The 14,214-nt window shown below is 67.7% G+C and carries 9 protein-coding genes and 1 pseudogene; 4 read left to right on the top strand and 6 right to left on the bottom strand.

All coding sequences use genetic code 11. From position 1 onward, the window contains the following. Nucleotides 1–133 precede the first annotated feature (133 nt). The 3 genes and pseudogenes from RJ1_RS15590 to RJ1_RS15580 form a co-directional block, all read right to left on the bottom strand. A complete protein-coding gene (locus RJ1_RS15590; RefSeq protein ID WP_073361270.1) occupies nt 134–715 on the bottom strand; it encodes a dihydrofolate reductase family protein in 582 nt (193 codons plus the stop codon). Between the two features lie 32 nt (nt 716–747). After that, complete coding sequence (locus RJ1_RS15585) at nt 748–1,212, bottom strand: helix-turn-helix domain-containing protein (protein ID WP_205415357.1); 465 nt, start codon at nt 1,210–1,212, stop codon at nt 748–750. Nucleotides 1,213–1,965: 753 nt separating this feature from the next. Further along, nucleotides 1,966–2,510, bottom strand: a pseudogene (locus tag RJ1_RS15580) (dihydrofolate reductase family protein). A gap of 309 nt (nt 2,511–2,819) precedes the next feature. Here RJ1_RS15580 and RJ1_RS15575 point away from each other — a divergent pair. The 4 genes from RJ1_RS15575 (at nt 2,820) to RJ1_RS15560 (ending at nt 6,376) form a co-directional block, all read left to right on the top strand. Beyond that, nucleotides 2,820–3,278, top strand: a complete 459-nt coding sequence (locus RJ1_RS15575) for an NmrA family NAD(P)-binding protein (protein ID WP_240319755.1) — start codon at nt 2,820–2,822, stop codon at nt 3,276–3,278. Between the two features lie 164 nt (nt 3,279–3,442). Continuing rightward, nucleotides 3,443–4,297: a tryptophan 2,3-dioxygenase gene (locus RJ1_RS15570; protein WP_073361266.1), complete on the top strand. Its 855-nt coding sequence runs from the start codon at nt 3,443–3,445 to the stop codon at nt 4,295–4,297. Beyond that, entirely contained in the window at nt 4,294–5,529 is a 1,236-nt protein-coding gene (locus RJ1_RS15565) for a kynureninase (protein WP_073361264.1), read from the top strand. The genes RJ1_RS15570 and RJ1_RS15565 overlap by 4 nt, the downstream gene beginning before the upstream one ends. After that, on the top strand, nt 5,513–6,376 hold the full coding sequence (locus RJ1_RS15560; protein ID WP_073361262.1) for a PaaX family transcriptional regulator: 864 nt from the start codon (nt 5,513–5,515) through the stop codon (nt 6,374–6,376). Before RJ1_RS15565 ends, RJ1_RS15560 begins: the two co-directional genes overlap by 17 nt. A gap of 4 nt (nt 6,377–6,380) precedes the next feature. Here the strand turns inward: RJ1_RS15560 and RJ1_RS15555 are convergent, their stop codons facing one another. Genes RJ1_RS15555 through RJ1_RS15545 form a run of 3 tightly spaced genes read right to left on the bottom strand, consistent with a single transcriptional unit; the run spans nt 6,381 to nt 14,138 of the window. Continuing rightward, nucleotides 6,381–6,830 (bottom strand): flavodoxin domain-containing protein, encoded by a 450-nt coding sequence (locus tag RJ1_RS15555; RefSeq protein ID WP_073361260.1) that lies wholly within the window; start codon nt 6,828–6,830, stop codon nt 6,381–6,383. Nucleotides 6,831–6,864: 34 nt separating this feature from the next. Continuing rightward, entirely contained in the window at nt 6,865–8,634 is a 1,770-nt protein-coding gene (locus RJ1_RS15550; RefSeq protein ID WP_073361258.1) for a sulfite reductase subunit alpha, read from the bottom strand. After that, a complete protein-coding gene (locus tag RJ1_RS15545) occupies nt 8,631–14,138 on the bottom strand; it encodes a glutamate synthase-related protein (protein ID WP_073361256.1) in 5,508 nt (1,835 codons plus the stop codon). Before RJ1_RS15545 ends, RJ1_RS15550 begins: the two co-directional genes overlap by 4 nt. Nucleotides 14,139–14,214: the final 76 nt, after the last annotated feature.

Here is a 14,214-nt window from a genome sequence, read left to right as displayed (position 1 = left end):
GGGTTCACGGACTCCCGGTCGGTCGATGCGGCGTCGGCTGCCCGACCAGGGACAGCGATGCGCACACGCAGCCGGAGGCCCGATCTTGTGTCACCGTTCGCAGTGGACTTCTTCGCGTACCCGCTCAGATCGGTCAACGGCGCACCCGATAGCGCAGGTGAAGCACCCGGTTGCCCTGAATCACCACGTCAGGATCCTCCAACAGGTGCTGCGCGTGAACCGACCCGAGGTAGCGCTTGCCGGACCCGAACACCACGGGTACGACGTCCATGCGCACCTCGTCGACCAAACCTGCGGCAAGCACCTGGCCACCGACGTCACCAGCGGCGACCTCGACGATGCGGTCACCCGCAAGCTCCTGCGCCTTGGCCACCGCTGCCTCGACGCCGTCGACGAAGTGAAACGGCGCCTCGGGGTCCCAGCCCTCGGGCTGCGGCCGGTGCGTCACGACGACCACGTGGTCGATCCCGCTCGGAGGCTTCCCGTCCCAGCCGTCCGTCAGGTCGAAGACGTGGCGGCCGACGAGTGTCGCCCCGATCTGGTCCCAGTACGGCCGGGTGTAATCGTAGGATCTCTGCGACACCTTGATCTCGCCGCTCTCGTCCAACGGGACGTCACCGTTGGACAACCAGTCGAACAGCGGTCCGGGCTGGTCGTGCTCGTCCGCGACGAAGCCGTCCACCGACACCGAGCTGTACATGACCACCGTGCCCACGGGGCTCTCCTCCGCTTTGGGGTGCCCCCACATTAGCGTGTCGTGAGCTGTCGCTCGTGTAAGAAATCAATCGGCCGGCAGCGGCCAGCTGTCCAGCGCGTGGCCGGGATGTTCGCGCAGGAACCGCCGCCGGACTTCGACGTACCGTGTCGGCGTGAGCCCGGTGAACGCCCGGAACTCGTGGCCGAAGTGGGCCTGGTCGAAGTAGCCTGCGCCACCGGCGAGGTCGGCCCAGTCGATCGGTCTCTGGCGGGGTTGATCGCGAACACGGTGGCGGTGAAGCGGTAGGAGCGGGCCAGCCGCTTCGGCGTGACGCCGATGAGTGTCTTGAACCGCTGTGCCAGATGAGTGGTGCTGACAGCGGCTGCCACGCTCAGGTCGCCGATCGCCACCGCCCCGCTGGTCGCCGCGATGACGCTGCTCGTATCGCGGACCAGCCCCAGGCCGGCGGTCTCGCACAACCGTCGCATGAGCTCCTCCTCGAGCAGCGTCAGCATCTCGTGCGGTCCGTCCGCCGTGGCCAGCCGGTCTGGCAGCTCAGCAATGGCGGGCCGGCCCCACACCTGCTCTACCGTCACCGGCCGGTCACACCGCCCACAGTATCGCCGACGCCCCGCCCCGACTACACCCTGCATTGTGAAGAGCCATCAATGCGGTGACCTGAACCGCAAATGCCGGAACGGGGATCGGGAAACAAAAGATCAAAAGTAATCCAGAAACGAATACCGCGATACACATTTGTATCGCGGTATTCGACAGACAGTCGGGCAGTGAGGAGCCGGCTGATAAAGATTCGCGGTGGATTCCGTAGGGCAGGGAAGATGCTCGCCGTTTCCGATACCCACGAGCGGCAGTACGTCAGGCAGGATGCAGCAGGCTTGCGAGCTGTTCGTGGTCGATCGACACGCCCGGCGCCCACTCGCGCACGCTGAAGTGGTCGCCGCGGACGTCCAGCACGCCGATATCGGTGACGGTGCTGATGCAGCGTCTACATAGATCTCGTGCTTCCTACCACTGACGTGGCTGGTGTTGGAGATGTATGTACTTCACGGCTACCCGTGACACCGTGCGGTGTTGCGGGTTCTACCGTGTCCCACACCGACGACCACCACCACGCTCACGGCTCCTGCTGACGCGGAGCGGGAGCGGCGACATCCGGAGCCGGAACGGTGAAACTGCCTATCCGGAACGGTCCCGGCGGGATCGCCTGCTGGGAAACCGTCGTCCGCTGAGGGCCCTGGGTGGTGTACTCAGACGGTGTAGTGCAGCAGAGAGACGCCGTTCTGGAAGCCCCGGGCCTCCACCAGTTCCAGCCTCGGCATCTCGTACCCGTCGGGGAACAGCCTTCGTCCCCGACCTTGGACGGCGGGGTACACGAACAGCCGGTACTCGTCGACCAGGCCGGACTCGATCAGGGCATGCGTCAGCATGATGCTGCCCGTGACCACGATGTGGCCCCCTCCTGCCCTTTCAAGGCCCGCACCCGGGCGATCCAATCGCCCGTGAGCACGGTCGAGTTCTGCCACTGGGGGTCGGCCATGGTCGAGGAGACGACGTACTTGTGAATCTGGTTCAGCTCGTCGGTGATCCCCGTCTGGTCGTCGGTCTGTCGGGGCCAATAGCCGCGGAAGTCCTCGAACGTCTGCCGACCCAGCAACATCGCGTCCGTGCGCTCGGACTGCCGGCGGGTCGCCTCCAGCAGCTGCGGATCCTGGTCCGCGGGGTCGAACCAGTCGCCGAGCATCTCGATGGAGCCGTCGAGGGTGATGTTCTGGGTGATCGCGAGTGTTCTCATACCAAATACTGACACCGCGACGGCCGCAAAATCATCGGCAGCAGTCACCGCTAGCGCTGGCGCGTTCCGCCGGACCACCTTCGACGGAAGGTCACGATGCCCCACCCGATCAATCCGAGCAGGACGACCCCTGTCACGGCCAGTACCGGTGTCGGTATTGCGGCGGTGACCCGGTTCTGCCAGCCGATCTCCGCCCTAGGTGCGGATTCTCGAGGAGGACGGGGCGATCCATATACTTTCTCGGTCACGGACCGAATGTCGAACGGGGTGCCGGTGTACGGGCCGCACGCATATCCTTCCCAGACAGCGGTGACCGAGAGGTTGCTGCGAGAATCCTCGGTCTCGTACACGATCGTCGGGCCGACCTACTTCTATGACAACCTGCTCGGTGGACTCGACGGCATCCGCGGAGGCCGACTCGATCTGCTTCTGCCGGTCGATACCCCGCTGCAGCAGTTGTCGCGGCGAGACCTCGGTCGGTTCGTCGCCCTCGTGTTCGACGATCCGGACCGATTTGCCCGGACAAGAATCGACCTGGCGTCGGATGATCCGACGCCACGTCGCATGGCCGAGGTGCTCGGTGAGGTCCTCGGCACGCCCGTGCAGGCCCATGCGTCCGACGCGGACGCCATCGCATCGCCGGACATGCGGGCTATGTTCCGCTTCCTGACCGACACGGGGTACGACGCGAACATCGGTGAACTGCGCCGGCTCTACCCCGAGGTGGGATGGCAGAGCTTCGCCGATTGGGCAGCCGAGTTGGCGTGAGGTCTGCTGGGAGCACCAGCGGTACTGATGGATACCGGTGTGGTGTGGGTGCTGACGGCGAGACCAGGCCGCGAAGCGCGTATTCGACATCTGTAGCGGTCGCCACGATTATGTAATATGGGGGTTGGGAGCCCGGTACTCGAACACCAGCAGTGAGGACGGTCATGGGCGTGCAGGCCAACACCAGAGCCATCGAGAAAGACATCGTCACCGATTTCAGCGAGCGGATGAGCTACGGCTCGTACCTCGACCTCGACACCTTGCTGAGCGCGCAGAAACCGGTGAGCCGGCCGGAGCATCACGACGAACTGCTGTTCATCATCCAGCACCAGACCACCGAACTCTGGCTGAAGCTCGTCCTGCACGAAACCCTCGCCGCCCGAGCCGCTTTCGACGCCGACGACATCGGCAGGGCGCTCAAGTGCGTGGCGCGCGTCAAGCACATCCAGAAGACGCTCACCGAGCAGTGGTCGGTCCTGGCCACGCTGACGCCCACCGAGTATTCCGAGTTCCGTCAGTTTCTCGGCAATTCGTCCGGGTTCCAGTCCTATCAGTACCGGGCCGTCGAGTTCGTTCTCGGCAACAAGAACGCCGGAATGCTGACGGTGTTCGAGGCGGATCCCGCCGCCCACGAACTGCTCGAGCGGCTGCTCCGCGAGCCGAGTCTGTACGACGCCTTCTGGCAGTGCCTGTCCCGGCTCGGATACGACGTGCCGGAGTCCGCGCTGAACCGCGACGTGACCGCCGCCTACACCCTGAACGACGACCTGATGCCGCTGATCAAGTTCGTGTACGAGAATTCCGAGGAGCACTGGGCCGTCTACGAGGCGTTCGAGGAGTTCGTCGACCTCGAGGAGAACTTTCAGCTGTGGCGCTTCCGCCATATGCGCACGGTGCTGCGGACCATCGGCATGAAGCCCGGGACGGGCGGATCCAGCGGTGTCGGATTTCTGCAGAAGGCGCTGGACCTGACGTTCTTCCCGGAACTTCTCGCCGTCCGCACCGAGATCGGACGATGATGACCACCTCCACCGGCGCACTGACGACGCGGGCCGAACAACTCGACGCCGCGGATCCGCTGCGCGCGTACCGCGATCTGTTCGTCGGCGCCGACGACCCCGGGGTCGTGGCCTACCTCGACGGCAACTCGCTAGGTCGGCCCACCCAGGCGAGCGCCGAGCGGATCAACTCGTTCGTCACCCGGTCGTGGGGCGGCCGGCTCATCCGCGGGTGGGACGAGGAGTGGTACGACCTGCCGATCACGATCGGCGACACCCTCGCGCGGGCGACGCTCGGTGCGGCCGCCGGGCAGACCACCATCGGTGACTCGACCACCGTGCTGCTGTACAAACTCGCCCGAGGTGCGCTGGCCCTGCGGCCGGGCCGTTCGGAGATCGTCGTGGACCGCGACAACTTTCCGACGGACCGGTACGTGCTGGAGTCGATCGCCGGCGAACTCGGACTCATCCTTCGATGGATCGAATCGGATCGGCGGGGCGGCGTCGGCACTGGCGACCTGAACGCCGTCGTGTCCGACCGCACCGCGCTCGTCGTCCTCAGTCACGTCGCCTACCGCTCGGGGTACCTGGTGGACGCGGCGGCTGCCGCTCGCGTGACCCACAACGCGGGTGCGCTCCTGCTGCTCGACCTGTGCCACTCCGTGGGGTCGGTTCCCCTCGAACTCGACGCGTGGGGTGTCGATCTGGCGGTCGGGTGCACGTACAAGTATCTGAACGGCGGCCCGGGCTCACCGGCGTTCGCCTATGTCCGTGCCGAGCACCAGCAGGACTTCGTGCAGCCGATCTGGGGCTGGATGGGGCGCGACAACCCGTTCGCCATGGCGCAAGGATACGAACCGGCTCCCGGCATCCGCCGCGTGATCAGCGGAACGCCGTCGATCCTCGGCATGCTCGCACTGCAGGACACCCTCGCCCTTCTCGACGAGGTCGGCATGGAGGCGGTGCGGGCCAAGTCGATCGCGCTCACCGAATACGCGCTCGACCTCGTCCGCGACGTGCTCGTTCCGCTGGGTGTGGAGATCGGATCGCCGGAAAATGCCGCCGAACGCGGCGGTCACGTCATCATCGATCACCCGCAATTCGAGACCGTCGTCGAGCGACTGTGGCAGAAGGGCGTCATCCCCGACTTCCGGGCCCCGCAGGGCCTACGTCTCGGCCTGAGCCCGCTGAGCACGAGCTTCCGTGAGGTGTGTGCCGGGATACTCGCGATCCGTGATGAACTCACCGACTGAACCGGCGAGCGCGATCCTCGACGACTTCGATTCGCGGCCCGGCAGCGTGACGTCGCTGATCCGCACGGTCCTCGGCGCGTACGTGCGCGACCTCGGCGGGTGGGTGGCGATCGCCGACTTCGTGGAACTGATGCAGGCCGTCGGCATCCCCTCCGAATCGACGCGCATCGCGGTGGCCCGCCTGAAGAAGAAGGGGGTGCTGCGGCCACGTGCCCGCGACGGGCGTACCGGGTACGAGGTGACCGAACAAGCCGAGGCGATGTTCACTCGCGGCGATCCGCGGATCTTCGGCTTCCGGCAGATGACGGACACCGACCCGTGGCGGCTGATCTCGTTCACCATCCCCGAATCGCAACGCGCCGCGCGGCACCAGCTGCGCAGGCGGCTCGGGTGGATCGGCTGCGGAACGGTGTCGCCGGGACTGTGGATCGCCCCCGAATACCTCGCCGGTGAGGTGGGGGACATCGTCGACGCGCTGGGCCTGTCCGACTACGTGACGACCTTCGTGTCCACGTCGGTGTTCGTGCCCGATTCGATGACGGACGCCGCGGGACGGTGGTGGGATCTCGACGACATCGCCGCGCGGCACCGGGAATTCCTCGACCACCACCGGTTCGCACTGTCCGAGGCAGAAGAGGTGTCGCCGCGCGACGCATTCGTCCGCTTCGTGCCGCTGCTCGACGAATGGCGGATCATCCCGTACATCGACCCGGGACTACCTGCCGGAATGCTGCCCGCGAACTGGCCGGGCTCCGACAGCGTCCACCTGTTCGCGTCGGCGCGGGACCGCTACCTCGCCGGGAGCCGCGACTGGGTGCGGAGCGTGCAGTCGCGACTCCCGGTGTGAGGTGCTATCCGAGGAATTCCTCGCCGATGTTCTTGGCCCACTCCTCGGCCTGGTCCTTGGGACGGATGGAGCTGGAGCCGTCGTGCCGGCCGTGCTCGCCGACCTGGGCCGCGCCGAGGGAGACGAGCTTCTCTGCGATGATCTCGCCGCCGCGGTTGTACGTCTCCTCGTAGACCTTGTCGCCGAGGCCGAACAGCGCGAACTGCATGCCGGTGAGGTCGGGTTCGTCCTCCTCGAGGCCCTCGAAGAAGGGTTCCGCGCCGGTGGGCAACTCGCCCTCACCGTAGGTGGAGCACACGATGACGTGGAAGTTGTCGGGGTCGAGATCGCCCGCGTCGAACTCCATCATGTCGTACAGGGACGTGTCGCCGTAGTCGCCGAGCACGTCGGCGATGTTGTCGGCCACCAGTTCGGAGGTTCCACCCTCGCTGCCGTACAGAATCACCACTGCCATTGTTCTTGCTCCTCGTGAGTTGCTGCCGACGTGGTCAGTACACGTCGCGCAGGTAGCGCTTGTCCTTCTTGAGCTTGGTCACGTACTCGGCGGCCTGCTCGGTGGAGAGGATGCCATGGGTGGCGACGACCTCGTGCAGGGCCCGGTCGACGTCCTTCGCCATGCGGGTGGCGTCGCCGCAGACGTAGAAGTGGCCGCCGTCCTCGAGCCAGGCGAACAACTCCGCGCCGTTCTCGACCATCCGGTTCTGCACGTAGATCTTCTCCGCCTGGTCGCGGGAGAACGCGAGGTCGAGGCGGGTGAGGAGACCGCTGTCGGTCATCGCGCCGATCTCCTCCTCGTAGATGTAGTCCGATGCGCGGTGCTGGTCGCCGAAGAACAACCAGTTGCGTCCCGACGCGCCGCGCGCCTGCCGCTCCTGCAGGAACGCGCGGAACGGGGCGATGCCGGTGCCGGGGCCGACCATGATCATCGGTGCGCCGTCGTCCGCGGGGACGCGGAACGACTTGTTCTTGGACACGAAGATCCCGCCGTTGTCGCCCTCGGCGATCCGGTCGGCGAGGAACGTGGAGCACACGCCACCGCGGTCGCGCCCCGCGGAGCTGTGGCGGACGCTGGCGACGGTCAAGTGCACGCTGCCCGGGTTGGCCAGCGGGCTGGACGAGATGGAATATGCCCTGTGCTGCAACGGCTTCAGCAGTCCGACGAAGTCGTCGGCGGTCAGGGTCACCGACGGCTCGAGGAGCAGCAGGTCGAGCACGTCCTTGCCCCACAGCCAGGCGTCGAGGGCTTCCTTGTCGCCGTGCCGCAGCACATGGCTCAGTTCTTCGTCGCCCGCCCGCTTCTCGATCTCGTCGATGAATTCGTGGCTGGGCGTGGAGATCTCGTACGCGTGCAGCAGCAGGTCGCTGAACGGCCGCTCCTTGCCGGTGACGGCGGCATCCGCCGGAATGCCCAGCCGGGCCACGAGGGCGTCGACGAGGACGGGGTCGTTGATCGGCATCACCCCGAGCGCGTCACCGGCCTCGTACTCGAGACCGCTGTCGGCGAGCGCGAACTCGTAGTGCCGGATCTCCTTCGCCGAGTCCTCGCTCGACAGCCGGCGGTTCACGGAGAGCGTGGACGCGTAGGGGTTCTTGCGGTTCCACTGCGACCGCTTGCGGGCCGGTGCCGTCTCGGGCACGGCGACGTCGGCGACCGCGGACTCGCCACGAATGCCCTCGACGGCCGCGAACAGGGGGAGGGTGTCGGCCACCCACGCGGCGGCCGTGTCCTCGTAGTCGACGTCGCAGTCGACGCGCGGGGTGACCCGGTGGGCACCGAGCTGCTCGAGCCTGGTGTCGATCATCTTGCCGGCCTGGCAGTACCCGTCGTACCCGGTGTCGCCGAGGGCGAGCACCGCGAAGTCGGTGGCCTCGAGCCGCGGCGCCGTCTCCGCCGCCAACGCCTGCCAGAACAGTTCCGCGTTGTCGGGCATCTCGCCCTCACCGTAGGTGGAGGTGACGACAAGGACGCGCTGCATGGCGGCGAGCGCATCGGTGTCGACGTCGTCGAGGGCGCTCACGACGGGCGCGAAGCCCTGCGAACGTGCCGCGGCCGCAGCGTCTTCCGCGACGCCCTCGGCGTTCCCGGTCTGGCTGCCGTACAGCACGTGCATGGCGGGCAACTGCCCACCGGCCGCCGCGGCGGGTGCGTCGGATCCGCCCGCGACGAGGCGTGAGCTCATCCCGGCGAGAAAGCCGGTGAGCCAGACGCGCTGGTCCTCACTGAACGGGGCGTCCTGGGGGATGTAGGGCATCTTCATGACGGCACAACGTCTTTCGTGGAGATGTCTTTCGTGGGGATCAGGTCGGGCAAGGCGTGCTGAGCGAACAGCTCCTCGAAGCCGGGCAGCCGGCCGATCTTGTCGACGTTCTTCGCGTCCTGGTGCAGGATCCAGCCGTACGTGCCGGGGGCGTCGATGGACCGGACGTTGCGGCGGCGCAGCGCATCCTTGTAGTCGGCGAGACGCTTGGCCGCCACCATCACGGCCAGGTCCTCGTCGCTGTAGTCCTTCAGCGCCTCCCGCGCGTACCGCTGCAGCCGCTGCACGAGGAAGAAGTCCTCGGTGAGCAGCAGGTTGCGGACGGCCTTGTCGACGGCCGGGTCGGACGGATCCGTGACTCCCGGAAGCTTCGACAGCGCCATCTCCTGCGCCGCGTTCAGCACGGTGTAGTTGTTCAGCAGCGCGAACATGGCCTCGGTGTCGGTCTCGCCGTAGCCGGGCACGGAGCCACCCTGGACCGCGCGACCGTCCCGGTAGTCCAGCTTGAACTTCCGCACCTGGTGCGCGACCAGCGCGGCAGCGAGTTCGTCGGCCAGATCCTTGCGGGGCTTGGCCTTCAGGATCTCGTCGCTGTCCTGGTACTGCAGCAGCGCGCGCGGCATGCCGTACACGAAGTGGTGCTGTTCGGTCTCCCAGTTCTCGAGCAACCACGCCGCCTTGGCGGAGCCGGTGGCCTCGAGGTGCCACCCGAGCAGCACGTGCACGGCCTGACGGTGCAGCGCCGCGTGCTCGTCGTCGCCAGTGATCGAACCGAGCAGGATCGAGTCCGCGCTGGCCTTGCCGGGCAACGTGCCCTCGGGGTCGTACTGGTAGACGAAGCCACCGCTCATGCCGTTGCCGACACCCTTGCCGAAGCCGCCGAGGTTCAGCACGGCGCCGTTGGTCATGTACTCGCACGCGAAGTCGCCGACACCCTCGACCACCGCGGTGGCACCCGAATTGCGGACGGCGAACCGGTCACCCGCCTGACCCTCGACGAACATGCGTCCGCCGGTGGCGCCGAACAGCGCGAAGTTGCCGATCAGCACGTTTCCACCGTGAAGGTCGGAGCCGCCACCGGGCGAGCGCACGACGATGCTGCCGCCGTTGGCGCCCTTGCCGACACCGTCGTTTGCGGTACCGGTGTGGTCGAGGGCCATGCCGTCGTTGCAGAACGCGCCGTACGACAGACCCGCGGACCCGGACGTGGAGATCCGGACGCTGCCGTCGCGCAGGTAGCCGCGGCCACGCTCGTCGCGGAGCACGGCGGGCAGCTCGACATCGGTGAGCTCGTGGTTCAGCATCCGCTCGATGTCGACTGCCAGCTGGGCTCCGACGCTCTTGTTGCGGTTGCTCAGGTGCACGCCGTCGCCGAGCTCGACCGTCGCTGCGCCCTGCTCGACCAGCGCGGCGCGCAGTTGCACGAGCCAGCCGTCGTCGAGCGTGTAGTCCTTCTCCAGGTACACCGGATCGCCGATCACGACCTCCTCGACCACCGCGAGCATCGCCCGCAGGTCGAGCTGGCCGACGCTGGACGGGTGGTCGAGAAGCTGCAGCAGATCCGAACGGCCCCGCGCCTCGCGCAGCGAGGACATCCCCAGCTCGGCCAGCACCTCCCGGGTCTCGTGCGCGATGTTCAGCAGGTACTGCGCCATCGCCCGCGGATCACCGTCGAACAGTTCGGGATTGGTGGTCAGACCGGCCGGGCACTTGACGTTGCAGTTCTTGGCCATGACGCACTTGAGCATCATCAGGGCGGTGGTGCCGAACTCGAAGCTGTCGGCGCCGAGCAGCGCCGACTTCACCACGTCGCTCGCCGTCTGATGCGCGCCGGAACACCGGAGCAGCACCTTCTGCCGCAACCCGTTGGCGCACAACGCCTGGTGGACCTCGGCGACGCCGATCTCCGCCGAACGTCCGGCGTACTTGAGGCTCGTCACGGCGGCGGCACCGGTGCCGCCGGTGTTGCCCGCCACGTTGATGACGTCGGCGCCGGCCTTCGCGACACCCACCGCGATGGTGCCGATGCCCTCCGAGGACACGAGCTTCACGATGACGCGGACCCGCGCCGCCTTGCAGTCGTGGATCAGCTGCGCGAGGTCCTCGATGGAGTACGTGTCGTGATGCGGTGGGGGAGAGACCAGTTCGACGCCGGGGGTGCCGCCGCGCGCGGCCGCGATCTCGACCGTCACCTTGGGTGCGGGCAGCTGCCCGCCCTCACCGGGCTTGGCGCCCTGCGCGATCTTGATCTCGAGTTCCTCGAGCATCGGGTCGGCCAGGTAGCCGGCCCACACACCGAAGCGGCCCGACGCGAACTGCTTGATCCGCGAACCGCGGATGGTGCCGTAGCGGGAGATGTGCTCGCCGCCCTCGCCACTGTTCGACATGCCGCCGACCATATTGGTGCCGTGCGCGACCGCCTCGTGGGCGTTGGAATTCAACGCGCCGTGGCTCATGGCGCCGGACGTGAGGAACGGCGTGATCTCGCTGGCCTTCTGCACCTGCTCGATCGGCAGGCTCGCCGGAGCGGTGCGCAGCAGCGACAGGCACCGCAGCGCCTCGCCGGACGTCCGCACGACGAGGGCGTCGCTGTCGACCCGGTACTCGCGGAGGTCGTCGCCGAACCGCATCACCAGCGACTCGCCGAGCGCCGACAGCACCTCGGCCTCGCCCGCGTGGGGTCCGGTGAGCCGGAGCCGGAACTCGTCGTCGCCGACCGCCTCGGACGCGAGTCCGCGGACCGCGAAGCTGTTGTTGCCCTTGCGGGAGAAGCGGCCCATCTGCTTGCGGAACTCCGCAGCCGTGGTGAGGAACGTGACGTCGGCCGGCAGGTCCAGGACGTCGCGCAGCGCGGCGGGACGACGGGTGCGCTCGTCGGCCATGGTCCGCGCGAACGCGCGGTAGCCGGGGGTGATCTCGAAACGGTCGATCGCGTCGTGCGTCAGCTTCTGGAAACCGGCGTTGCGGTACGCGTCGTCGTCGAGGCCGAACGCGTCCTCGAGCCGGTTCAGCGGCAGCAGTCGCAGCGACTCCGTGTGGTCCTGCGTGCCCGCAGTGTCGAACGCGATGGGCTCCTCGGTGAGGTCGACGAAGCCGCGCACGGCCGCCGTGCCGTACGAGTGACCGGCGCCTTCCGCCCGCTCCTTGAACAGGCCGAGCAGCGGGACGTCCTTCTCACCCGTCACCGTCAGGGCACGCTGGTGCCAGTCGGCGACGGCCTGCGCGATGACGGCGAACCCGACACCACCGACCGGCGTCTTCACGTTCGCGAAGTAGCGGCGCAGAACCCGATCGTCGGTATCGAGGTAGTTGGGTTCGAAGAACTCGCCGCCGATGTAGCTCTCGGCGGTGCACAACCCGACCCGGCCCATCGTCTTCATCAGCGACTTCTCGGCGGCCTTCGCGAACCGCTTGAACGCCACGTCCGCCTCGTCGGCGAACTTCTCCTCGGCGCGCAGACGGACGGCGAGCGGGTAGATCGCGGCGGCGCCGAATCCGAGGGCGGCGGCCACGTGATGCGAGGACGAGATCTGACCGCTCTCCGCGACGACGGACACCCGCAGGCGCAGGCCCTCCTCGATCAGCCGCTGGTTGACGGCGGAGATCGCCACGATCATCGGCAGCGCCGCGCGGTCGGTGGCCACGTGACGGTCGGTGAGGATCGCGATGCCACCCTGCTCGCGGGCGAACGCCTCCACCTCGTCGCACAGCCCGTCGACGGCGGCCTCGAGCGCGGCCGCGTTGGCGGCGGTGTCACCGTGCACGGGGGTGTACAGCATCGGGATTCGCTGCACCGGCGTCTCGGACTGCTTGCGGATCCGCAGCATGTCCATGTGGGTGAGGATCGGCGAGGGCACCACGATCTGCGGCGCCGACAGCGCACCACTGTTCGGCTTGGCGCCCAGCGCGACGCGCAGCGTCATGCCGTCGGCCTCACGGATGCTGTCGAGCGAAGGGTTCGTGACCTGCGCGAAACGCTGCGAGAAGTACTTCGCCACACCACCCTCCTGATCGGAGAGGGCATTGATGGCGTTGCCGTAGCCCATCGCGGAGATCTTCTCCTGACCCGACGCGAGCATCGGGTCCATCATGAACTTGAAGCTCTCCTGGTTGTGCGAGTACGCGACGTAGCGCTGCGTGCGCTCGAGGTCGCCGTTGTACCGCAGCGGTCCCGGCTCGGCCTCGACCTCGGGCAGCGCCTCGATGGTCCGGCGCGCCTCCGCGACGAGCGTCGGGTAGTCGTCCCGGGAGGCGAGCAGTTCGAGCGCCTCGTCGGTGGAGTACGAGCGGCCCTCACGGTGGTCGAAGTACAGCATCCCGCCGGCCTCGATACGGCCGCGGTGCAGGACGGTGGCGGGATCGAAGTCGATCTGACCGGCCTCGGACGTCACGCACAGGTACTCGTCGGTCTCCACCGAGCGCAGCGGGCGCAGACCGAGCCGGTCGAGGCGGGCGCCGACGACGGTGCCGTCGCCGAAGATCAGCGCCGCCGGACCGTCGTTTTTCTCCTCGTACAGCGAGAAGTACTCGAGCATCGCCCGCACCTCGGGCGACAGGGTCGAATCGTTCTCCCACGCCGGCGGCATCATCGACACCACCGCGGTCACGAGGTCGAGACCGTCCTCCACGACGCGGCTCTGCAGCGTCTGGTCGAGGCGACAACTGTCCGACTGGCCGTGCGGGCGGACGATCTCCCGGTTGCGGGCACGGGCCAGCGCCGTCTCGGAGAGGCGGTTCTTCTTGTCGGTGTTGAGCTCACCGTTGTGCGCCATCAGACGGAACGGCTGCGCCATCGTCGGATGCGGGTCGGTGTTGGTCGAGAACCGGGTGTGGAAGTACAGGGTGTGGATGGCGTGGGCCGGGTCGACGAGGTCCCGGAAGTAGGGCATCACCTCGTTCGAGTTGAGGCGGCCCTTGAGCACCTGGGTGCGGGCGCTCAGCGACAGCGGGTACAGCCCGGCCAGGTCCGGCTGGGTGTACGCGACGGCCTCGATCGCGAGCAGGGCGTCGTGGATGCGACGGTCGAACTCGGCCGCGTCGGCGCACGCGGCGGGCGCGGTGAACACCCACTGCCGGATCGGCAGCTGGTGCCGGATCGCGGCGGGCCGGAGCACGGCCGCGTCGACGGGCACGTCACGTTCGAGCAGCACCTCGAACCCCTGCTCGGCGAGGGCCCGCTCGATGACGGCCTCGGCGTCACCGTGGAACGCCACGTCGGTGGGGAGGAAGAAGTTGCCGACACCGAAGCGGCCGGCCTCGAGACCGTCCTGCCCCGTCAGAGTGCGGAAGAACGGCACCGACAGGTCGACGCAGACACCGGCGCCGTCGCCGACACCCTCGGCCGACATGCCGCCGCGGTGAGGAACCGCACACAGGGCCTCATGGCCCCGGAGGAGGACGTCATGGGTCTGAATGCCGTCCTTGCGGGTGATGAAGCCCACGCCGCAGCTGCTCTTGTCGAGCGTCCTGTCGTACAGGCCGGACTCGGTGGCACTCGTGTTCAACCGACTGTCTCCTCGCGATACTCGCCGAATAGGGGTCCGTGCTGGGCGCACGGGTGGCGTCGGCGAGAGGATCACG

The sequence above is a fragment of the Rhodococcus jostii NBRC 16295 genome (genome assembly GCF_001894825.1).
Classification (GTDB): Bacteria; Actinomycetota; Actinomycetes; order Mycobacteriales; family Mycobacteriaceae; genus Rhodococcus_F; species Rhodococcus_F jostii.
This window is presented reverse-complemented; position numbering and strand designations above follow the sequence as displayed.

What these genes read in the sequence shown, in the direction of transcription:
- RJ1_RS15565 (WP_073361264.1), top strand. Translation starts at nt 4,294, where the DNA reads ATGATGACCACCTCCACCGGCGCACTGACGACGCGGGCCGAACAACTC.
- RJ1_RS15570 (WP_073361266.1), top strand. Translation starts at nt 3,443, where the DNA reads ATGGGCGTGCAGGCCAACACCAGAGCCATCGAGAAAGACATCGTCACC.
- RJ1_RS15555 (WP_073361260.1), bottom strand. Translation starts at nt 6,830, where the DNA reads ATGGCAGTGGTGATTCTGTACGGCAGCGAGGGTGGAACCTCCGAACTG.
- RJ1_RS15550 (WP_073361258.1), bottom strand. Translation starts at nt 8,634, where the DNA reads ATGAAGATGCCCTACATCCCCCAGGACGCCCCGTTCAGTGAGGACCAG.
- RJ1_RS15560 (WP_073361262.1), top strand. Translation starts at nt 5,513, where the DNA reads ATGAACTCACCGACTGAACCGGCGAGCGCGATCCTCGACGACTTCGAT.
- RJ1_RS15585 (WP_205415357.1), bottom strand. Translation starts at nt 1,212, where the DNA reads ATGCTGACGCTGCTCGAGGAGGAGCTCATGCGACGGTTGTGCGAGACC.